Source organism: Collinsella sp. UBA1693 (assembly GCF_002320115.1).
GTDB classification, from domain to species: Bacteria; Actinomycetota; Coriobacteriia; order Coriobacteriales; family Coriobacteriaceae; genus Collinsella; species Collinsella tanakaei.
This window is the reverse complement of sequence record NZ_DCJT01000011.1, coordinates 153,836-175,085: the sequence shown is the minus strand read 5'-3', so window position 1 is coordinate 175,085 and position 21,250 is coordinate 153,836. Positions and strand designations below refer to the sequence as shown.

General features: G+C 56.1%; 20 protein-coding genes. 12 read left to right on the top strand and 8 right to left on the bottom strand.

All coding sequences use genetic code 11. The features are described from left to right. Positions 1-2 precede the first annotated feature (2 nt). From B3H65_RS08335 to glgB, 3 genes are all read right to left on the bottom strand, one after another. Positions 3-1,151 (bottom strand): glucose-1-phosphate adenylyltransferase, encoded by a 1,149-nt coding sequence (locus B3H65_RS08335; RefSeq protein ID WP_286684863.1) that lies wholly within the window; start codon positions 1,149-1,151, stop codon positions 3-5. Positions 1,152-1,212: 61 nt separating this feature from the next. Next, on the bottom strand, positions 1,213-3,639 hold the full coding sequence (locus B3H65_RS08330) for a glycogen/starch/alpha-glucan phosphorylase (RefSeq protein WP_286684862.1): 2,427 nt from the start codon (positions 3,637-3,639) through the stop codon (positions 1,213-1,215). A gap of 102 nt (positions 3,640-3,741) precedes the next feature. Next, positions 3,742-6,036 (bottom strand): 1,4-alpha-glucan branching protein GlgB, encoded by a 2,295-nt coding sequence (gene glgB, locus B3H65_RS08325; protein ID WP_117680085.1) that lies wholly within the window; start codon positions 6,034-6,036, stop codon positions 3,742-3,744. A gap of 316 nt (positions 6,037-6,352) precedes the next feature. Between glgB and B3H65_RS08320 the strand changes: the two genes are divergently transcribed. Together B3H65_RS08320 and B3H65_RS08315 are read left to right on the top strand one after the other, a co-directional pair. Then, positions 6,353-7,093: an HAD family hydrolase gene (locus B3H65_RS08320; RefSeq protein WP_286684861.1), complete on the top strand. Its 741-nt coding sequence runs from the start codon at positions 6,353-6,355 to the stop codon at positions 7,091-7,093. Next, positions 7,093-7,758, top strand: a complete 666-nt coding sequence (locus B3H65_RS08315; RefSeq protein WP_349675994.1) for a thiamine diphosphokinase — start codon at positions 7,093-7,095, stop codon at positions 7,756-7,758. Before B3H65_RS08320 ends, B3H65_RS08315 begins: the two co-directional genes overlap by 1 nt. Before the next feature lie 101 nt (positions 7,759-7,859). Here B3H65_RS08315 and B3H65_RS08310 read toward each other — a convergent pair whose 3' ends face one another. Together B3H65_RS08310 and adhE are read right to left on the bottom strand one after the other, a co-directional pair. Then, complete coding sequence (locus B3H65_RS08310; protein WP_286684859.1) at positions 7,860-8,624, bottom strand: phosphotransferase family protein; 765 nt, start codon at positions 8,622-8,624, stop codon at positions 7,860-7,862. Positions 8,625-8,706: 82 nt separating this feature from the next. After that, positions 8,707-11,352, bottom strand: a complete 2,646-nt coding sequence (gene adhE / locus B3H65_RS08305; protein WP_286684858.1) for a bifunctional acetaldehyde-CoA/alcohol dehydrogenase — start codon at positions 11,350-11,352, stop codon at positions 8,707-8,709. Positions 11,353-11,826: 474 nt separating this feature from the next. On the opposite strand from adhE, the gene B3H65_RS08300 reads away from it, so the two are divergent. From B3H65_RS08300 to B3H65_RS08285, 4 genes are read left to right on the top strand one after another with little or no spacing between them, the layout of a single operon-like run. Further along, entirely contained in the window at positions 11,827-12,558 is a 732-nt protein-coding gene (locus B3H65_RS08300) for a CDP-alcohol phosphatidyltransferase family protein (RefSeq protein WP_286684857.1), read from the top strand. Positions 12,559-12,617: 59 nt separating this feature from the next. Continuing rightward, positions 12,618-13,052 (top strand): FHA domain-containing protein, encoded by a 435-nt coding sequence (locus tag B3H65_RS08295; protein ID WP_259298276.1) that lies wholly within the window; start codon positions 12,618-12,620, stop codon positions 13,050-13,052. Between the two features lies 1 nt (position 13,053). After that, on the top strand, positions 13,054-13,926 hold the full coding sequence (locus B3H65_RS08290; protein WP_286684856.1) for a MerR family transcriptional regulator: 873 nt from the start codon (positions 13,054-13,056) through the stop codon (positions 13,924-13,926). Positions 13,927-13,965: 39 nt separating this feature from the next. Further along, positions 13,966-14,499, top strand: coding sequence for an adenine phosphoribosyltransferase (locus B3H65_RS08285; RefSeq protein ID WP_286684855.1), 534 nt, complete (start codon positions 13,966-13,968; stop codon positions 14,497-14,499). 94 nt (positions 14,500-14,593) lie between these two features. On the opposite strand, the gene B3H65_RS08280 is transcribed toward B3H65_RS08285, so the two are convergent. After that, complete coding sequence (locus B3H65_RS08280; protein WP_286684854.1) at positions 14,594-15,214, bottom strand: DUF1836 domain-containing protein; 621 nt, start codon at positions 15,212-15,214, stop codon at positions 14,594-14,596. Positions 15,215-15,354: 140 nt separating this feature from the next. Between B3H65_RS08280 and B3H65_RS08275 the strand changes: the two genes are divergently transcribed. Next, a complete protein-coding gene (locus B3H65_RS08275) occupies positions 15,355-16,224 on the top strand; it encodes a DegV family protein (protein ID WP_286684853.1) in 870 nt (289 codons plus the stop codon). Between the two features lie 192 nt (positions 16,225-16,416). Here B3H65_RS08275 and B3H65_RS08270 read toward each other — a convergent pair whose 3' ends face one another. Together B3H65_RS08270 and B3H65_RS08265 are read right to left on the bottom strand one after the other, a co-directional pair. Beyond that, complete coding sequence (locus B3H65_RS08270; protein ID WP_286684852.1) at positions 16,417-17,370, bottom strand: tyrosine-type recombinase/integrase; 954 nt, start codon at positions 17,368-17,370, stop codon at positions 16,417-16,419. Positions 17,371-17,726: 356 nt separating this feature from the next. Further along, positions 17,727-19,004 carry an IS30 family transposase gene (locus B3H65_RS08265; protein ID WP_286684851.1) on the bottom strand — a complete coding sequence of 426 codons (1,278 nt, stop codon included), beginning with the start codon at positions 19,002-19,004 and terminating at the stop codon, positions 17,727-17,729. Between the two features lie 126 nt (positions 19,005-19,130). Between B3H65_RS08265 and B3H65_RS08260 the strand changes: the two genes are divergently transcribed. Genes B3H65_RS08260 through B3H65_RS08240 form a run of 5 tightly spaced genes read left to right on the top strand, consistent with a single transcriptional unit; the run spans position 19,131 to position 21,224 of the window. Continuing rightward, positions 19,131-19,397, top strand: a complete 267-nt coding sequence (locus B3H65_RS08260) for a BppU family phage baseplate upper protein (RefSeq protein ID WP_286684850.1) — start codon at positions 19,131-19,133, stop codon at positions 19,395-19,397. Then, complete coding sequence (locus B3H65_RS08255) at positions 19,394-20,032, top strand: BppU family phage baseplate upper protein (RefSeq protein WP_286684849.1); 639 nt, start codon at positions 19,394-19,396, stop codon at positions 20,030-20,032. The genes B3H65_RS08260 and B3H65_RS08255 overlap by 4 nt, the downstream gene beginning before the upstream one ends. 45 nt (positions 20,033-20,077) lie before the next feature. Then, positions 20,078-20,638 carry a hypothetical protein gene (locus tag B3H65_RS08250; RefSeq protein WP_286684848.1) on the top strand — a complete coding sequence of 187 codons (561 nt, stop codon included), beginning with the start codon at positions 20,078-20,080 and terminating at the stop codon, positions 20,636-20,638. Further along, positions 20,639-20,791, top strand: coding sequence for a hypothetical protein (locus B3H65_RS08245; protein ID WP_286684847.1), 153 nt, complete (start codon positions 20,639-20,641; stop codon positions 20,789-20,791). It begins immediately after the preceding gene. Then, a complete protein-coding gene (locus B3H65_RS08240; RefSeq protein ID WP_286684846.1) occupies positions 20,784-21,224 on the top strand; it encodes a carbohydrate-binding protein in 441 nt (146 codons plus the stop codon). Before B3H65_RS08245 ends, B3H65_RS08240 begins: the two co-directional genes overlap by 8 nt. The last annotated feature ends 26 nt before the right edge of the window (positions 21,225-21,250 follow it).

Genomic DNA, 21,250 nt, shown 5'->3' with positions numbered 1-21,250 from the left:
GTTCATTCCCCCTTCCCGATCACGACGTCGTTTCCGACGACGGCGGTATCCTTCGTGCTGTCAACACTGCCAAGCTTCACATCTTCCTCAACAACCGCGTTCTCTCCCAGAATTGCGCGGACAACGTGAGCTCCTGCTTTAACGACGGCGCCGGGCAGCAAGATGGAGTCTTCAACGATAGCGCGCTCGCCGACCACTGAATCAGTTGAAAGAATGGAATGACGGGCGGTGCCAAAAATCTTGCATCCGTTAGATACCAAGCAGTCCTCGACACGGCCGTCGGGGCCGATGTAATGCGGCGGACGCGTGGTGACGTTGCTCATGATTGGAAAGCTCTTGTCATACAGATCAAACTCGGGATTGGGTCCGAGCAAATCCATAGAGGTCTCATGGAAGCTAGCGATGGTGCCCACGTCTTTCCAGAAACCATTGAACTCATAGGTGTAGAGACGCTTACCATCGCCGAGCAGCTTCGGGATGATATCGTTTCCAAAGTCATGGCTGGAACGCTGGTCAAGGGCGTCGGCTTCGAGCGCATCGATCAGCACGTCGGCGCTAAAGATGTAGATGCCCATAGATGCGAGGTTCGAATCCGGCTTCTCGGGCTTCTCGGTAAACTTGATGATGTGCCCATCGTTCTCATCTGCAGTGATGATACCGAAGCGGCTCGCCTCTTCCCAGGGCACAGGCATAACGGAGACCGTAAGGTCGGCATTGCTCTCGATGTGCGTCTTCAACATCTTGCGGTAATCCATACGATAGAGATGGTCACCGGAAAGGATGAGGACGTACTTGGGGTCATGAAGCTTGATGTAATCCAGATTCTGGGTGACCGCGTCGGCAGTGCCGGCATACCAAGCGCCGCCTTCCTGGGTAGCATAGGGCGGCAAGATGGAAACGCCCGCGCCGCGCTCGTCCAAATCCCAAGCTTCGCCGGAGCCGACATAGGAATGGAGCAGATACGGACGATACTGCGTCAAAACGCCAACGGTATCGATGCCCGAATTTGCGCAATTGGAAAGCGAGAAATCGATAATCCTGAACTTTCCGCCAAAGGAGACTGCAGGCTTAGCGATCTTGGATGTGAGCGCCCCCAACCTGCTGCCCTGTCCTCCCGCGAGGAGCATCGCGATGCATTCTTTCTTACTCATCGAACCTTTCCTCTCAATACGTGCTGAACCTATATTTCCTTCCCCGAACCTGCGCGCTAGATCACGCGTGCCAGATCTCGTCGCGATACTCGCGAATGGTGCGATCGCTAGAGAACCAGCCCGACATCGCCGTGTTGTGAAGCGCGCGGCGGTTCCAGTCCCGCGTGTCAGCATAGGAACTAGTCAGCTCTTCCCATGCATCGACGTAGGAACGGAAATCCTTAAGAACTAGGTCGTAGTCGTTGTTGGACATGACCTCATTGTGGATGCTATCGAAGTTTCCAGAAAGACCGGCGAAGGTATTATCGGTGAGCTCGCTCATAACGCGGCCCAAGCGGTCGCGGTCTGCGTTTACAACATCCCATGCGAAGTAGTTGCCGCTCGCGCGAAGTTCCTCTACCTCGGGCGTGGTGAGACCGAAGATCTTTTCATTTTCCTCGCCAGCGAGCTGGGCGATCTCAATATTGGCGCCATCCATAGTGCCGAGGGTAATCGCACCGTTCATCATCAGTTTCATATTCGAAGTGCCGGAGGCCTCCTTGCCAGCAGTGGAAATCTGCTCAGAGATTTCTGCTGCAGGATAGATGAGCTGGGCGTTGGACACGCGGAAATTCGGGATGAAGCAGACTTTCATAAGGTCGTTGACGCGAGAGTCGTTGTTGACGACGTTTGCAACGGAATTGATGAGTCTAATGACCTCTTTGGCGAAGGTGTAGCTGGAAGCGGCTTTACCGGAGAAGATGAAGGTGGTGGGCTGGATGCTAAAGGACGAATCATCGAGCAGACGATTGTAAAGATCCATAACCTTCATGATGTTCATAAGCTGGCGCTTGTAAGCATGGAAACGCTTAACCTGAACATCAAAGATGGAATCGGGGTCGATTACCAGGCCGGTCTCGCGACGAACGTAGCGGGCAAGGCGAACCTTGTTCTGACGCTTAGAATCTCCTACGCGAACGAGGAAGGACGGGTCCTTCTCGAACTCTACGAGTTTTTTAAGCTCATCGGCATCGTCCATCCACTTGGGGCCAATAGCCTCGGTGATGAGCTTTGAATAAGAGGGATTTGCCTCCGCGAGAAAACGGCGAGGTGTGATGCCGTTGGTCTTGTTATTGAACTTCTCGGGCGTAAGCGCATAGAAATCGTTCAGAACGGAACGCTTCAGGATGTCGGTATGAATCTTGGCGACACCGTTGACCGAATGGCTGCAGATAACGGACAGGTTTGCCATACGGACCTCGCCGTCCCATAGAACGGAAGTCTTGCGCAGGCGCTCCTGCCAACCTTCCTGGGAAGTGTCAAAAGAGTCGCGCCAGCGGCGGTTGATTTCATCGATGATGTCGTAGATGCGGGGGAGAAGCTTGCTGAAGGTAGCGATGGGCCATTTCTCGAGCGCCTCGGGAAGAATGGTGTGGTTGGTATAGGAAATCGTTTTGGTGACGATGTCCCATGCCTCTTCCCACGTGAGCTTTTCCTCATCCATAAGAATGCGCATGAGCTCCGGACCGCACATGGCGGGATGCGTGTCATTGGTGTGGATGGCAACGTAATCAGGCAGAAGCTCCCACTTAGCGCCGTGCTCGCGGCGGAATACGTCAAGGGCGGTGCGGATGCCGGCCGCAACAAACAGATACTCCTGCTTGAGACGCAGCAGGCGACCGTGCTCGCCGGCGTCATTGGGGTACAAGATGGCGGATATCGCCTCCGCACCGGCTCGGGAGGCATCGGCCATAGCGTACTCGCCGCGATTGAACGCTTCGAGATCGAAATGCTCGTCGATGGGCTCGGCGCTCCAAACGCGAAGCTTGTTCACAGTCTTTCCGCCAAAGCCGACAACGGGGATGTCATAGGGAACGGCCAAGACGTCCTCTGTACCCTCGACGGAATAGAAGATGCGATCGCCCTCGGTATGACCGACGACATGGCCGCCGAAGCCGATGCGGACCGCCTTATCCGGGCGGCGAACCTCCCACGGATAGCCGCGGGAGAGCCATTCATCGGCGACTTCGACCTGACGGCCGTCTACAATCTCCTGCTTGAAAAGACCGTAACGATAGCGCATACCGTTACCATAGCCGGCGATATCCTCATGAGCCATGGAATCAAGGAAGCAGGCTGCAAGGCGGCCAAGACCACCGTTGCCAAGGGCAGCGTCGGGCTCCATGCGGCAGAGGTCGTCCAAATTGCAACCCATCTCGCGAAGCGCTTCGTCAACCATGTCACGAATGCCAAAGTTGATTAGATAGTTATCGAGAAGCCTGCCGATAAGGAACTCGATGGAGAAGTAGTAGACGCGCTTCTTTCCTTCTTTCTTGAAGCGGTCATCGGTGCGCGCGGATACGGAGCGAGCTTTGGATGCGATAAGGCCCGCCAGCGCATTGAAGCGATCGATATCGCTGGTGATTTCGAACTTCTTTCCTGAAAGCTCTCGAACCGCCTCGCGGTATTCCTCGATGAACTCCTGCTTGCTGTTGAAGATAGTATCCATTGTTTCCTTTCCCAAGCTATTCCGCGATGTCAATGACGCAGCGAGTGCGGGCAGCTTGCGAGATTGGAGGCATGTGCCCCGACTCGAATTGATAGAACGAACTTACTTTGCTTTCTGGCTAGACTTAAGAGCGCTAGCGCCCCTGGTCGATGCCTTGGTAGCTGACTTTGAGGCCGCCTTTGGCTTTGCAGCAGGCGCTTTGGGAGATGCTGGCTCCGCAGCGACTTCGGATTCGTTTGCCACACGGGTTGCCGGAGTTTTGGGCTTAGATGCCGTATCCTTAGCGCTTGTCGCGGGGGCCTTTTGCGTCGGTTTGGTTTGCGCCCCTTGCTTGGCGGCAGCAGGCTTGGCCGTAGGGGCTTTGCGAGTGCGGACCGTCTTCTTGACGGCAGGCTTAGGGGGTACGTAGCTGGATTTGCCAATACGCTTGTATACCAAGCCGGAAAGACCGGGCAGAGCTATCTCGATTGAATCTTTGCAGCCGTTCCATGCAGCCGGCTGGCTGCTTGCGACGTCGACACCAAGGTCTCCGCTTCCGCCAAACGCAGGGCTATCGGAATTGAAGACCAGCTTCCAGTCACCCTCGCGTGGGACTCCCATGCGGAAGGTCTCGTATGAAGCGGGGTCGAAGTTGATGATGACCACAAGGTCGTCTTTTTCCTTCTTGCCATGACGAACAAAAGAGATAATCGACTGTTTGTCATTGTTGGCGTCGATCCACTCGAATCCGTCCGCATCGTAGGCATTCTCCCACATAGCGGGTTCATCGAGGTAGAAGTGATTCAGGGCTTCAATAAAGGACTGTTGCTTGGCATGAGCCTCGAAATCCTTGGCGAGGAACCACTGAAGGGCCTCGTAATAGCGCCACTCGATATACATTCCAAGCTCATTGCCCATGAAGTTGAGCTTGGCGCCAGGATGAGTCATCTGATACAGGGCCAGCGTACGCAAGCCGGCGAACTGACGCCATTGGTCTCCGGGCATTCGACCGATAAGAGAGCATTTCCCATTAACGACCTCGTCATGAGACAAGGGCAGTACGAAGTTCTCGTTGAACGAGTACATGATCGAGAACGTCAGCATGCGGTGGTTTCCGGGACGCCATGGAAAGTCCGTCTGCATGTAGTGCAGCGTATCATTCATCCAGCCCATATCCCATTTGAAATGGAATCCTAGACCACCGTCTGCAGGGGGATAGGTGACCAAGGGCCATGCGGTGGATTCCTCTGCAATCATCATGACGTCGGGATGGGTCTCACCTATAACGGTATTGACCTTACGGATGAATGCGGATGCATCCAAATCTTCTTCTGTCCCGTACTTATTGAACTTCTTATCGGCAGGATTGTCGACACCAAAGTTTAGGTACAGCATGCTAGATACGCCATCCATGCGAATGCCGTCTGCATGGAAACATTCGACCCAGAACAATGCGTTGGAAATCAAGAAGCTGACAACCTCAGGTCGACCGAAATCGAATTTATGGGTTCCCCAGTTGGGATGGATCTCGCGCTCGTAGAGCATCTTGCCATTAAATGTGGAGAGACCCTGGGCATCCGCGCAGAATCCCCCCGGAACCCAGTCGAGAATGACACCGATTCCAGCTTTATGGCAGCTTTCAACAAAATGCATGAACTGCTGGGGGGTGCCATATCGCGAGGTCGCGGCGAAGTAGCCGGTGGGCTGATAGCCCCATGAACCATCGAAGGGGTGCTCGAGCACGGGCATAACCTCGATGTGGGTGTATCCCATGGTTTTGACGTAATCTACAAGCTCCTCAGAGAGGTCGTCGTAGCTGTAGAATTCGCCGCGCTGCGCGGGGAACGGGTCTCCGGGACCCGGATAGGTGCCGTCTTCGCGCGGTTCACCCTGAGGCTCGTCACCATGGCGCTTCCAAGAACCAAGGTGAACCTCATAGATATTAAGCGGACTATGCATATGGTCACGCTTTTTGCGCGAGTTCATCCAGCGGCCATCTTTCCACGCATAACCATCGATGGTCCAAAGTCTGGACGCCGTACCCGGAGGGCACTCAGAATAGAAGGCATAAGGATCAGCTTTGTATAGCTTCTCGCCATCCTTTGTTTCGATTAGATACTTATACAGCTGGCCCTTCTCGGCGCCAGCAACAAAGCACTGCCAAAGACCGCTCTTCTCGATAGGGAACATGGCGTGAGCTTCTGGATTCCACTCATTGAATTCGCCGATTACGTGCACGCTCGTAACATCGGGAGCCCAAACGCAGAATCGCCATCCCTCTACTCCGTTCTGCACATCCGGATGAGCGCCCATCTTCTCCCAGCCGCGCTGCCAAGCGCCTTCGCTGAAAAGATGGATGTCGTCGGGAGTAATCATGAGACAGGGAGAGGATGCCGCAGGCGAGGCTTTCTGTGCCATTGATGAACCATCCCATCTATCGACGGTATAAAACCGCTTGCCCGTACCTTTTTTGTCGCTGGCTCTACAGGCATGCTTTAGAAGTGATAGATGGCTATCGGCCCACAATATCCATGCATGTATGTGGAACCTGTGACGAACATTAATGTAGCACTCCAAGGTTCGATAAATCCTGAGAAGACACGGGATTGGCAGGTTTTTAGCAGTGAACGAAAAGGTTGGATTCGCACTTGACAAATGTATATATTCTCCTTAAGTTCTCATGACGCTACCTGCATAAATACAGACTGTTGTTTTGCTAACATGGATTAACTATATGATGTTTATCTATCTGCCGAATGAAAGGACGGGCCGCGTGAACTCAGGCTCATGTACGCCGCAGGCTTTTATCTTTGACTGCGACGGGACCATTCTAGACTCTATGGATATGTGGCTCGATCTTGGCCCTGAGTTTCTCAGGAGATACGGAATCCAAGTCACCGCCAAAGACCTCGCTCAATTTGAACACCTCGCTCTGGAGGAGGAATGCGAGGCGTACCATAGAAAGTGGGGGATTGGACGTTCCGGTAAAGCTTTATTCGAAGAAATGAGTTTGATGCTGCAGGAGCGGTACCAGAAAATGATCGCACCGCGCAAAAACGTCCGCGCATTCCTCGACGCCGCAAAAGCGGCCGACATTCCTATGTCGATAGCGACCTCGACTCCTTCTGATCTTGTGAGGCTTGGGCTGGAGGCGAATGGTCTTGAGCGGTATTTTTCAAACGTCACAACCACAGGCGAGGCGGGAGCCTCAAAGAAACATGCCGACGTCTACGACCTGTCACTCAAAACGCTCATGGAGCACTTAGGCGAAGCCGTTCCTCCGCGATCCAGTGTGTGGGTTTTCGAAGATGCTGTATTCGGGTTGAAGAGCTCCGGGGCTGCAGGCTATAAGCGCGTCGGCATCCATGATCCCGCGGGGCGATGCGACAGAAACGACGTCATTGAAAACTCGGAGATCTTTATCGATGATTTCAGCGATGAGCTGCTCGACCGCATTATATCGTTTAGCATGTGATGCGCATGAAGGTTTTGCTTGTTGGAGGATCTCCCGAGCAATGCTCGGCCGACCTTCTATGTCGCATCGCCGATCAAGTTGATAAAGTCGTTGCAGTGGATCGGGGGCTCGACATGCTGCTAGCCTCCGGAATCGCGGTTGACCTGTTTTGCGGTGATGCAGATTCTGTTGGAGAGGAGGGCCGACGCCTGGTGAACGGAATCGGTTCTACCTCTGGCCCACTCGCCCTTTTAGAGGTCGAGCGTTATAACCCTCATAAGGACTTTACTGATTTGGACCTTGCTCTCAAGGCCATCGAGGCCAGATGGGGATTAGTCCATATAATCGCAACGTGTCTTGAAGGCGGCCTACCAGATCATTTTCTAGCCGTTATGGGCAGATTGATAAATTGGAAAGGATCAGTTGAGCTTATTCACGATGGAAGGAGGGGCCGTATTCTCAAGGCCGGGCAGGCGTGGAGTCTTGAAGGCCACCAGGGTGCTCGCTTTTCCTTTATCCCCTTGTCAGACACGTGCGAGGTCTCCGAACATCGGATGAGGTGGGAGCTCGACCACAAACAGGCGACCCTGTTATCGGACCTTGGCATTTCCAACGAGCTCGACTATCCAGACGGTTCAATAACCTGCCACAAAGGAACCATCGTCGCCTGGGTTTTTCTACGCTGAGCTTGACGGAGCCATCTTCAAATAGAAACAATAATCCCCCGGCTGCTGCTTGAATATAGCTGCCGGGGGATTTATTAGCTAGAGGCTAGGCCTTGTATTTCCTACTGATAATCGACGACGTCGATCCAGCTCAGCAGGAAGTCGGCATCCTGGTCAGCGCGGCCGCGAGAAAGCTCGGAGGCAGCGACGATGGACATCCAGCGACGAACAATCTGCATGGGCACATCGGCGCGATCGCAGTAGAGCTCGAGATAGGCCTCTGCCTGCTGCTTATCCTGAAGCGCAAAAAGCAGGTAGGTCATAGCTGCGTCGGCAGCGGGAGAGCCCTGGGTGGCGTGGGCCCAGTCGCAGACGTAGAGGTTGCCGTCCTCGCCAACAATAACGTTGGAGGGGTTGAAGTCACCATGGCACACCTGGAACTCCTTCTTCATGCCGTCAAGGCGCTCAAGAAGGTTGTAGCGGGTGGTCGCGTTGATCTGGGCCAGGCTGTTGATCATACGAGCATACTTGTCGCGCTGGCGGTTAAGAAGCGGGGCACGGAAGCCGTGAATCTCAATCTGGAGGTCGACAAACTGCTCAAGATACTCATAGAAACGGCTGGGGTCCTCTGCCATCTTCTCGGCAAGAGTGACGCCCGGAACCTTCTCGGTCATAACGGCCCAACCGTCGCCCTCGACCTCTGAAACCTCGAGAACCTTGGGGGAACGGATACCGGCCTCATTGATGCGGGCGAGGTTCAGGGCCTCGTTGAAAACATCCGATACGGGCTTGGCGGCATTGGCGACCTTGACGATCTTGTCGCCCAGGTCATAAACCTTCTTGTTACCGCGCTCGACGATCTGGGTCTTGGAATCGGGGAGAATCATATCTGCGCATCCTTTCTGGTATAGCGCCGACAGGTGGGAGCGGGAACATCAGCGTCCCCGCTCTAAACAACGGTTAAGTCCCTTAGACCTCGTAGGACTGCGGCTCACGGCCGTAGTAGGCGTCGAGGAAGAGCTCCTTGATCTCGCTCATAAGCGGGTAGCGCGGGTTGGCGCCGGTGCACTGATCGTTGAACGCCTGCTCGACCATGTCGTCAAGGGTGTCGAGGAAGTACTGCTCGTCCACGCCGTAGTCGGCGATGGTCTTCTTGACGCCGATGGCCTCCTTGAGCTCCTCAAGGGCGACAACGAAGTTCTCAAAGACCTCCTTGTCATCCTTGCCCTGGATGCCGGCGTAACGGGCGAGCTCGGCATAGTTGTGCAGTGCGTTGGGATAAGGATACTGGGAGAAGGTGCCCATCTTGACAGGAGCCTCGGCGGCGTTGTAGCGCATGACGCGGGTCAGGATGATGGCGTTCGCGATGCCGTGGGGCAGGTGATGGAAGGCGCCGAGCTTGTGGGCCATAGAGTGGTTGAGGCCCAGGAAGGCGTTAGCGAATGCCATGCCTGCCATGCAGGAGGCGTTGTGCATCTCCTCGCGGGCATGAGGATCCTTGGCGCCGTTCTCGTAAGCGGAAGGCAGGTTCTCGAACACCAGCTTAACTGCCTTCATGGAAAGGCCCTGGGTGTAGTCGGAAGCCATGATGGAGACGTAGGACTCGATGGCGTGGGTCATAACGTCGATGCCAGAAGCAGCGGTAAGACCGCGCGGGGCCGTCATTGCGTTATCGACGTCGACGATCGCCATGTTAGGCAGCAGCGCGTAGTCGGCGAGCGGCCACTTGATGCCGGTGTCCTTATCGGTGATGATCGCGAACGGCGTTACCTCGGAGCCGGTACCCGAGGAGGTCGGAACGGCGACGAAGTAAGCCTTCTTGCCCATCTCGGGGAAGGTGAAGATACGCTTGCGGATGTCCATGAAGTCCATGGCCATGTCCTCGAAGTTGCACTCGGGGTGCTCATACATCATCCACATGATCTTGCCAGCGTCCATAGCGGATCCGCCACCGACCGCGATGATGACGTCGGGCTCGAAGAGGGCCATCTGGGCGGCACCGCGGCGCGCGCACTGCAGCGAGGGGTCGGGCTCGACATCGTAGAAGCAGTCGTGAGCGATGCCCATCTCGTCCAACTTAGCCTCGATAGCACGGGTATTGCCGTTCTTGAAGAGGAACTGGTCGGTAACGATGAAGGCGCGCTTCTTGCCCATGACGGTGCCAAGCTCGTCGAGTGCGACGGGGGTGGAACCCTTCTTGAAGTAGACCTTCTCGGGAGCCCTGAACCAGAGCATGTTCTCGCGGCGCTCAGCCACGGTCTTTACGTTCAGCAAGTGCTTCACCCCAACGTTCTCGGAGACGGAGTTGCCACCCCAGGAACCGCAACCCAGGGTAAGGGAGGGCTTCATACCGAAGTTGTACAGGTCGCCGATGCCGCCCTGGGAGGAGGGGGTGTTGACGACGATGCGGCAAGCCTTCATCATGTCCTCGAACAGGGCGATCTTCTCGGCCTGGGCGGGATGCACGTAGAGGGACGCGGTGTGGCCAGGGCCGCCGGCGAGGACCAGGTGCTCCGCCTTGTCCACTGCCTCCTGGAAGTTGGCGGCGTGATACATCGCCAGCACGGGGGAGAGCTTCTCGTGCGAGAACTCTTCCTTCTCGGGATCAGTGGACTCCACCTCGGCGATCAGGATCTTGGTCTTTGCGGGAACCTCGATACCGGCGAGTTCGGCAATTTTGGCGGCGGGCATACCGGGGATGCGATGGTCCAGGGCTCCGTTCTTGAACATGGCCTCGCGCAGGGCCTCCATCTCGGCGCCCTTCTTCACGAAATAGCAGCCGCGGCGAGCGAACTCGGACTTGACCTGGTCGTAGATGGTATCGATAACGGTAACGGACTGCTCGGAAGCGCAAATCATACCGTTGTCAAAGGTCTTGGAGTGGATGATGGAGTTGACAGCGAGCTTGACGTCCGCGGTGTCATCGATGACAACGGGGGTGTTGCCAGCGCCGACGCCCAGGGCGGGCTTGCCGGAGCTGTAGGCAGCCTTGACCATGCCCGGGCCGCCGGTCGCGAGGATGATATCGACGTCGCGCATAACCATATTAGTAAGGTCGATGGAGGGAACGTCGACCCAGCCGATGATCTCCTCGGGTGCGCCAGCCTTGACGGCAGCATCCAGAACCAGCTTGGCAGCGGCGATAGTGCACTTAGCAGCTGCGGGATGCGGGCTGATAATGATCGCGTTGCGAGTCTTCAAGCAGATAAGGCACTTGAAAATAGCGGTGGAGGTGGGGTTGGTGGTGGGGATGACCGCGCCAACAAGACCGATGGGCTCGGCTATCTTGGTGATGCCGTACGCCTCATCGCGCTCGATAACTCCGCATGTCTTTGTGTTCTTGTACGCGTTGTAGATGTACTCGGCGGCGTAGTGATTCTTGATCACCTTGTCCTCGAGGACTCCACGACCGGTCTCTTCTACGGCCATACGGGCCAAGGGGATGCGAGCCTTATTAGCGGCCATCGCAGCCTCATAGAAGATCTTGTCGACCTGCTCCTGAGTAAACTTAGCAAAAATCCCCTGGGCCTCGCGCATGCGTGCGAGCTTTGCCTCAAGGGATTCAACTGAGTCTACGATTTGGGGTGCAGGGTTTGCGATAGGTTTCTTTGCCATACTGCTCTCCTTAAGCGGCGGCCTTACCCAACAACTTGAATGATAGCAATTAGGAATAGGGAAGTGAACAGACTTTTGGCAGTTTTCTCTTATTGAAGCGCTCCAATGTCTAATTATTTTATATAAACAAGATGGTGAACGGGTTTATTAGTGAGCTGTCACCCTATATAAATCGGCAATTCTCCTAGTAATCTTTATTCTCATTATAGATAAGTCCTGGTTAAAGCAATTGTAAGCATATAGAAAGTTGGAGCGCTTCAATATAATTTTCTATAGCTAGTTTATTTAGAACAGGATTATCTAGAATCATTTTTTTGCCGAACGAAGAAGGGGTAACGATTAGCTGCTTTTTGGTTATATTCGGGTACTTTTTTGAAAACCTATTCAGAACGTATGTGGGGATAGCGTTCAAAGTATGGTTAGCGGGTATAGTAATGAAACGTTGTGTACTCTCGAGGAAACCGGGGACCGCCAGTGGGCCTTAGGAAAAAGATTAAAAAAGAGCTAATCGGTACATCCGATTACCCCTCAAATAAGATTTTTACGATCTCTAACTTCATTACCTTTATAAGGTTGATCTTAACGTTTGTATTTCTCTACTTATTTGTCACGGATTACAACCGTTATGTAGCGCTTGTAATCTATGCGGTCGCCGCATCTACCGATTGGCTTGACGGCCAGATAGCTAGAGCTACCAAAACTGTCAGCTGGCTGGGCAAGATGATGGATCCCATCGTTGATCGTGCCCTTCTGTTCACTGGTGTCGTCGGGCTTGTTGCGAGAGCGGAGCTTCCCTTATGGGTTTGCGCGCTCATTATCGGTCGCGATGTATATCTCGGTTTGGGCAACCTCATCGTTCGCCGATATCATAGGCGACCCATCGACGTCGTCTACACCGGCAAAGCGGCCACTGCTTTCCTTATGGCCGGCTTTTCGCTGATGTTGCTTGGCCTCCCTGTTTTGGATGGCTTGAGCTTTCTGCCCGCGTCCTTTTCCAGTTTTCCAGGTCTTAACGGCACCCCGGCGCCTATGGGAATTTTCTTCGTATACCTTGGAGTTATCTTCTCCATGATCACGGGCGTTATATACACCTACAAGGGTGTCAAGGCGATTAAGCACGCGCTTGATCACCCGGAAGATGAAGAAGCGGATTTTCTCAATCCGGAAATAATTGAGTCCGATGAGCAGGTTTCCACTGAGCACTAATCGTTCTCAGTGGGGTAGAATATCTAGTATGTAATTTCATTTTTTACTAGGGGTTTGCCATGGTAGAAACTTATAACAACATGTCCGGCATGGGCGAGGGTACCGATGCCACCTGCGTTTTTCGTATGCCTTTGGACGATGCGACCGCACCCGATCTTATGAGAAGAGTCCAAGTTAGCACTCCCGTTCTCACCATCATTAAGGGTCCCCAGACTGGCAACACCTTCGAGCTCGACGAGGTTGAAACAACCGTTGGTCGCGATCCGGCTAACAGCATCTTCCTCAACGACATGACTGTTTCTCGCGCTCATGCGAAGATTAAGCGTGGTCCCATGGGGGTCCTCATCGAAGACCTGGGCTCCCTTAACGGCACATGGGTCGATGGCGCTATCGTAAACTCCGCGCCCCTCCATGACGGTTCTTCCGTTCAGATCGGTACGTTCACGCTCATCTATCACGAGAGCACGCCGGAGCGCATTGAGACTGGTGAGTAATTTGGCTGAGCGCAGCTACCTCAGCATCGGTCAGGTCGTCAACTTGTTGCGTGGCGCCTATCCAGACCTCTCGAACTCCAAGATTCGCTTCTTGGAGGACGAGGGGCTGATAACGCCGCATCGCACTCCAAAAGGCTACCGTCAATACTCAAAAGAGGACGTTGATCGTCTCGAAGTCATTTTGCATCTACAAAAAACGCGATACATGCCGTTGAACGTAATCAAGCAGAAGCTCGAGAGCGCTACCGATTTATCCACCCTCGCCTTTGAGATCGGATTGCTTTCCGATCTCCCCATGAAGGCGCAGCCTAAGGAGAGCAAGCAGAAACTGCATCCTATAGAGGACATGCCGGATCTGCTCGGGGTTGAGATATCATTCGTTCGTTCCCTTGCTGAGAATGACCTCATCCGCATCATCAAAAGTCCGCAGAATCGCGAACTCATCGATGGTCGTGACTTCGAGATCATCCGCTACTGCGCTGAGCTTTCTCGTTTTCATATCGAGCCGCGCAACCTTCGCCAGTACGTTTCCGCAGCCAACCGCGAGTCGACCATGTTCGAGCAAGTTTTGATTGGCATGCTCGGCATGGACGATTCGGACGATGACCGCGCCGCAAAGTTGGAACGAGCTTTCAGCAAGCTTCACGATCTCACTGATGGCGTTCGCACCGCACTGCTCAAAAACAGAGTTTTCGAGTCGCTTAATGCTGTTGTGGAGGACGCCGATGTCGACACGATCGATGAGCAGCTTTCTCGCGCAGACCAGGCGGCTAAGACCCGGGCAGCTCAAAGCAATGTCGATTCCGCGAAGATAAAGCCCATCGAGGTTCCGTCTCTTAAGAACCGTGCTTCGGTTTCAAGCTCTCCTCGTTAGACGATGCTATAGGCCAGCCACAGGAAAGGTGTCCGTTCAATGTCTGATTTCAACTTCGAGTCCCTTATCGTCGATATTCCCGACTATCCCGAGCCCGGCGTCGTTTTCAAAGACATCACGCCTCTTTTCGCCGATCCGGATGGTCTCCGAGAAACCGTTGTAACCATTGCCGACCATTTTCGCGATGCTGGAATCACCAAGGTTGTCGGACCTGAAGCGCGCGGCTTCATCGTCGGCGTGCCTGTAGCCATGGAACTGGGTGCGGGCTTCATTCCTGCTCGCAAGCCTGGAAAGCTTCCTCGTGATACCTATTCGGTTAGCTATGAACTCGAATACGGTTCCGACTCGCTTGAGATTCACAAAGATGCAATCAAACCCGGCGATAGGGTTCTCATAGTCGACGATCTCATCGCAACGGGTGGCACTGCTGCAGCGACCGGTAAGCTCGTCCAACAAATCGGTGCCGAACTTGTCGGGTTTGCTTGCATTCTTGAGCTGCAGTTCCTTAATCCTCGTACGACGCTTGCTGAGTCTGGCAATCACGACGTATTCAGCCTTATCAAGGTAAGCTAGACATATTTCGCAAAACCATGTATTGATTAGAAAGGCGTCCGATAATCGGACGCCTTATTTTATAGCGTTTAAATTATCTGACACTTGCTAACCATTATTTATAAGACCTATCTAGACCTGTGTATCTCAGATAGCCCATAAGGTAGCACCTAGAAGCAAACGCAATAGCCGCACTTCTAACTAGAAGTGATTCGCGTGTCATCAACTTGGCGGAATCTTCTGATGTCTCGAACGTGGAAGTGAATGCAGCTGAAAGGGAATTGGTAACCTCAGTAACGGTGTAGTTATACGCAACATCATTGTGATAGGTAATGCGTTGAATTTTAAAGAGGTGATCTATCGCAGACATAGATAGAACCTGCTTAAAGATGCAGATAGCAACAAGCAGCGCAAGCTGATCTTTACCATATAGCTTTTTCACCGGTGGGGGAACAAGACCAGCTTTTACATAGTTGTTGACCATAGAGGGCGTTATCCAAGGACCTTCTACGCAATAAGACAGCGGCTCAAATGCCTTTTCTATATAAGAGATGACTTGTTCACGGTATAAAGGGATTTCTGGAAGATCGTCATAACGGGGCAATTTGAAGCGCTGCATATTAATAGCCGCTTCTGATCTAAGAAATGCGTCAGGAAGGAATGTGGGAATAAGATCATCTGGAGAAATTTGCTCAGATGAATCTGCCATAGGAATAACCTGGGGAGACGGCTTCATGAACAACCCCTCGTCCTTCTCTTCTAAGAATTAAGGTTACACTAAACAAGGTACTGTAAATTACTAGACCTAGTATACAAAACTACATGGAGAGCAGGAGTATAATAACTTGAACTTCATCATCTCAGAAGGGAACTGCTATGTCATGGTGCATTGCAGCAGATTCAAGCTGTAATCTTCGCGGGTACACCCCCGAGACTCCTCATTTGTCATTCCGTCTGGCGCCGCTTAAGGTAAATGTTGGCAGTATCGAGTATGTCGATGACGAGCACCTCGATGTCGACGCGCTTAACCAGGCTGTAGCTATCGAGGCATCCGCAAGTTCGAGTTCTTGTCCAAGCGTAGGGGAGTGGACTGAGATCTTTAAGTCGGCAGACAACGTTATCGCCGTAACCATAAGTTCGAATCTATCTGGTAGCTATGATGCCGCAATGATGGCTCGTAATATTGTATTAGACGAATATGCTCGAGATCACAACGGCGTTATCGCTGGTAAGAATATCTATGTTCTAAATTCACGCGCTGCCGGCGGTAAACTTGAACTCATCGTTACCCTATTAGATAGGTACCTAAGTAATAATCCTACTTTCGGCGAAACTGTTGAATACGCAAAGAAGCTCGAAGTGACTTCGCAGGTCCTTTTCTCACTTAGCAGTTATGAGAACCTGGTAAAAGCAGGTAGAATGCCACGCGTTGCCGGCGCCATTGCGAGTCGTTTAAATATCCGCATTCTCGGCACGGCAAGTTCGGAGGGAACGATTAAGCTAGTCGGTCCCTCAAGAGGCGAGAAGAAAGCGATTCGCGGTATCATAGATGCAATGGTCTCCGATGGGTATCATGGGGGCTTCATAGCGATTGATCATGTTAATAACGAGCATACGGCTGAACTTCTTAAAAGCACCCTCTTAGAGCAATGGCCAAACGCAGAAATAAAGATATTGCCTTGCGGTGGCCTTTGTTCGTACTACGCTGAAGCGAGCGGTATTATCGTTGGCTATGGATGGCTATAGTCCGCATTCAAAATAACCGTAGACCCGGCCGCCGCTCATAAAGATGCTGATAGCGGCGGCCGGGTCTATTATATAAAAAACAACTTTACATAACAGAAATGCAGAACCGTAAAATCCACGAGCGTAATGCCTGGTCAGGAGACGAGCGAAGCATCGTCATCCATGGCTGTGCCAACAGCGTGCCAACAAAATCTAAAGCAGGTCGACCGCGTTCCTCTTTTCCTCTCCGGACACGTGGGTGTAGACGGACAGCGTCGTCGACAGGTTCCTGTGGCCGGCAAGCTCTTGGACGACGCGGGGCTGGACGCCTTTCCTCGCGAGCCTCGTGATGAAGGTATGGCGAAGCTCGTGCAGGGTCCTGTCGGTCCCGTAGTCTCGCTCGCCATGGTATCTCCACCAGAGCGTGATGCTCGAGGGCTTGATCGGCGTTCCGTCCTCGCTCACGACGAGGGAGCATCCAGGACATCTGCTCTGCTGGACCTTCCTCCAATGTTCGAGCGACGCTTTCGCCCGCTTCGACAGGGGAACGGCCCTGACTCCGGCCCGCGTCTTCGTCGACCCCTTTTCGCCCGACTCGTCGACGGAACCGTCGACGATCACCTCGTCGTCCGTCAATGTCTTGTCCCATTCGAGAACCAGCGCCTCAGACCTGCGAAGGCCTGCTTCGAGGTACAGCACGATCGCGGCCTCCTGGGCGCACTTGGGCTCAGCAAGCATCCCTGCGAGCCGCTCCGCCTCCTCTTCGCTCAAGGGCCGTCGAGGCCTCGCGTCGTTCTTCGGCGACGACAGGCCGTCGAGCATCCCTCGCGGGAGCATCGCTCTTCTCTCAGCCCAGTGGACCATGCAGGTGAAGAAGCGGTGGACGGTCTGCATGGTCGAACCCGACAGCGGACGTCCTGACGCCGTGTCGCCTTCGCGAAGGGAAGCGTACGCGGCCTCGACCTTCGCGGCGTCAAGGTCCTTCAGCCTCACTTTCCCGATGTGGGCCAGGACGTTCTTCATGAGCCGCTCTTCGAGAACGAGAGTGCGCTCCGAATAGTCGCCTGACGACTTGCGCGTCCTGTGCCACAGTTCGTACAGGCCGAGGACGTCCGTCGGGGCTGCGACGGGAGCCTCCATGACCTCGGCTGTAAACTCCCTCAGCATTGCCTGCGCCTCGCGGTACGTCCCCGTGACGCACTTCGACCTTGTCCGCTGGCGCCCGTCGGCGTCGCGTCCGAGGAAGACCTTCAGCCTCCATTTGCGGCATTTCGCGCGCGGTTTGTCCTCGCGGGTTGATTTTCAACCTCAGCGAAACACTCTGAGCGAATAGCGCGTTTCCGCAGTCAGCGAGACGGGCGGGAGGCCCCGAAAGGGGCCTCCCGCCGCCGCCCCCGCTGGTGTAGGATTCGTGACGGGGCGTCGCGATAAGTCCAGAGGGCATGCTCCGCCGACCCGCCGCGCGCCCGTTCCAAACTCAGCGCGACGGGAACCGCGGTCCCGATTCGGTTGTCCCCGGAGGGCTACTCGGCCGGCGGCGCCTCGCCCCTCTCGGCGCGGGCGCGCTCCACGCACCCCGGCGTCAGCTCGAGCTCGGAGGGGTCGAGCTTCTCGATCCCGAAGGCGTCGATCAGCGCGCGGGCGTCCTCGCCGAGCGCCGCGAGGAGCATCTCGGACGGCGTCCTCCAGGCGAGCCTCCCGCGCGGCTCGGAGTTGACCCGCGACATCGCGAGCGCGGCGTCCGCGCGGTCGAGGCGGTCGAAGGAGGTCCCCCGCCCCTTGGGCAGAATCTTCCTGATCTCGACGTGGTTCTTCTCGCAGCCGCCCTTCTGGTCGGCGCGGCGCGGGTCGCAGTAGTACAGGCGCGTCTCGCCGGGAAGCTCGCCGAGCAGCGCGGCGATCGCGCCCTCGTCGGCGAACTCGGCCCCGTTGTCGGTGGCGACCGGGCGGAAGGCCCGCCGCATGCCGGCCTCGCCGAGCGCGGCGCGCACGAGCCCCAGCCCCGCGAGCACCGGGGCGCACGTGCCGTCGGGCACGGGTGTCGCCAGCTGGAAGCCCGTGGGCCTGTGGTAGAGCGTGAGCAGCCTCGCCGAGTCGCCCTTCCTCCCCTCGACGGTGTCCATCTCCCAGGCGCCGGCGCGCTCGTCCTCGGGCAGCCGCCCGAACTCGTCGTGCGACCTGCGGGGCTCGTGCCGACCGCCGGCCCCTCCCGGCGCCGGCCTCCTCCTCGGCCTGTAGCCGACCTTCCTCCTCAGCTCCATGTTGGTCATCTCGGCGTACCCGGCGTCCGCCCAGCGGTATATCGTGGACGCGGAAAGCCCCGGGTCGGGCCTCGTGGCCGCGATCTGCTCGGGCGACAGCCCGCGCCGCAGCCCGTCGCGTATCGCCTCGAGCTTGGCCGCGGCGCCGGGCTCGGTCTCGTCTATGCCGCGCCCGGATCCGGAGAGCTCGGCGTCGGCCGCGCGCTGCGCCATCCCCGCGTTGTAGAAGGCGCGCGGCCTCCGGTTGCACCCGTAGCCCCGGTGCCTGGCGCACCCGTTGCAGCACCTCGGCCACGACGCCGGGCGCGGGCGCGCCGCCGCGAGCCCCCCGTTCTCGGGCGCGGGCTCGCCGCGCAGCGCGCGTGGCGACGTCACGAACCGGTGCCTCCCCACCTCGTTGGCGACCGTCGAGGGCGCGCGGCCGAGCTCCCCGGCGATCTCGCGGCACCCCTTCCCCCTGTCGAGCATCCTCCCTATGGTCTGCCGCTCGTGTTTCGTGAGCCTCGCGTAGGACCTTTCAGATGGTTTTCTCCTCGGCATCTCGGCCTCCTCGTCGTCCGGGGCCGGCCCATCCGCCCCCCCCCCACGAGAAGGGACTATCCTCCAAACCCATCGATACGCGTTTCGCTGGGTTTGGAGGCGTTTCGATAAAGTTGGAAATCAACGGTGAGGCGCGGCGACGATTCTACGGTCGTCGTCGCCGAGATCACCGACCACGGCGCGCCTTTCGACCTCGAAGGATGGACGGCGAAGTTCGAGGCTGTCACCGATTCGGGCGAGAGCGTCCGGACTGCGTGCCGGACGGACGGAGGACGCGTCCGATTCGCGATCCCGCCGTTCTCGAAATCGGGGAGGTCCAAGGCCGCCTACGTGAGGCTGGAGAAGGACGGAGCGGTCGTGACGACGAACGACATGGAGGTGATGGTGCTGTGAACGTGGAGACGCTTGAGCTGGACCTCGGGAAGAGGCCCGGGAGCGAGCCGACGGTCTTCTGCAGGAAAGGCGAGAAAGGCGCGCTGACGCTCAGGGCGACCATCGCGGACCACGGCGCCGAGGTCGACCTCTCGGCCTTCGGCGTGTTCTTCGACTGCGTCACCCCGGACGGCCGGTTGGTCTCCGACGAGGCGACGTCGAAAGAGGGGTCGACCGCCGTCTGCACGCTCAACGAGGCGGCGATGGCGACGGCGGGCCTGTGCAAGGCGGCGTACTTCCGCCTCGTCGGGCAGGACGGGTCCGTCTCGACCACGCAGGACGTGAGAATCGCGGTGCTGCCCTCCGCTTTCGACGCCGACGGCGTCGCGGAAGCGTACGTCTCCGAGATAGAGAGGCTCCTCGAAGAGTGCCGGTCCGAGTTCGCTGCGAACGAGGCCGCGAGGCAGGAGGCTTCGGAGGCGGCGACCAAGCGGGCGAACGACGCGGCCGACCTCGTCGAGCAGGCCGTTTCGGGAAACCTCGACCCGCTCTTCGCCGGTTGGATAGACTCCAAGACGATGACGCCGGACGACGCAGACGACGCGTGGAACGGCTCCGCTGCGGCCGGCCTGCTCGCCGGGACGGACGCGATGTAGAGGTTCGCCGAGACCGCGAAGAGCGAGTTCGGGCTCGCGGACAAGGTGGACGGGGCTACGGTCGCCTTCGGGACCAAGCCCGGAGGCACCTCCGACACGCTCCACGTCCCAGCCGGCGGAATCGGCTCGACCGAGCTGTCCGACGGCGCCGTCACGGCCGGAAAGCTCGATCTCGGCTCTATCAACCTGACCGACGACCCGACGTCAAGCGGGGATGCCTCCGGATTCTGGTTCGCGACTCCGAAATGCGTTGACGAGAAGCTCAAAGCCCCAAAAGACCATCGTGTATATGGTGAGGACGTTTACGAGATAACGCAAAGCGGAGTTTATTTTAAGTCTCTTGACGTTTCAGGATATACCGTCGGCCCAGATTCGTACCACATAACGGCGAACGTAGCTCATTTCGCCGTCATAAAGATCAACGCCGTGTATGGATTGAGCTATGAAACTGCTGTGAAGGTAAACGACGAGCAAGTCTACTCGTTCAAGTCGGATGTTATCGACGCGACAGTCGCCGTGTTCTTGGACAAGGGCGATACATTGACGTTCGCACCCGTATGGGGCCCGTATGTTGACTTCCAAGAGTTGCTTATACAGGGGGTATAGATGGGAAGATTGGTGATAGAGATTCCTTCTTCTGAAAAAGTGGATTCCGCACAGGAAACCGCCACGGAAGCCAAGACAACGGCGGATACCGTGCAAGAGCAGATGAACGCCCTCACGAGCGCCTTCGAAACGGAGGTGGCTGAGAGTGCCTAACACGATTGAGACTCTTCAACAGATGTCGCTGGCCATCGCCTACATGGTGCAGAACCAAGCCGCCTTCTCGGACGAGCAAGCGCTCGCCGTGAGCGCGATATACCCGGAATGGCACGTCGGAGTGGACTACCGTCAGAAGCAGGTATGCAGATACGTGGGAGATCTTTACCGTTGCGCCCAGGCGCACACGTCGAGCGACCAGAACAATCCGACCGTCGCCAGCCTTTGGACGAAGATCGCCATTGACACCGAGACAGGATACGACGTATGGCAACAGCCGAGCGGCGCGCACAACGCCTACAACGTTGGCGACAGGGTCCTCTATCCCGACGAGAACGGGAGCGTTTACGAGAGCCTCGTTAACGGAAACACTTGGTCGCCCGACGCGTACCCTGCGGGATGGAAGCTGATTGACCGACAGAAAGCGCCTTAGGGCGCATTTTTTATGCAAGGAGGCCT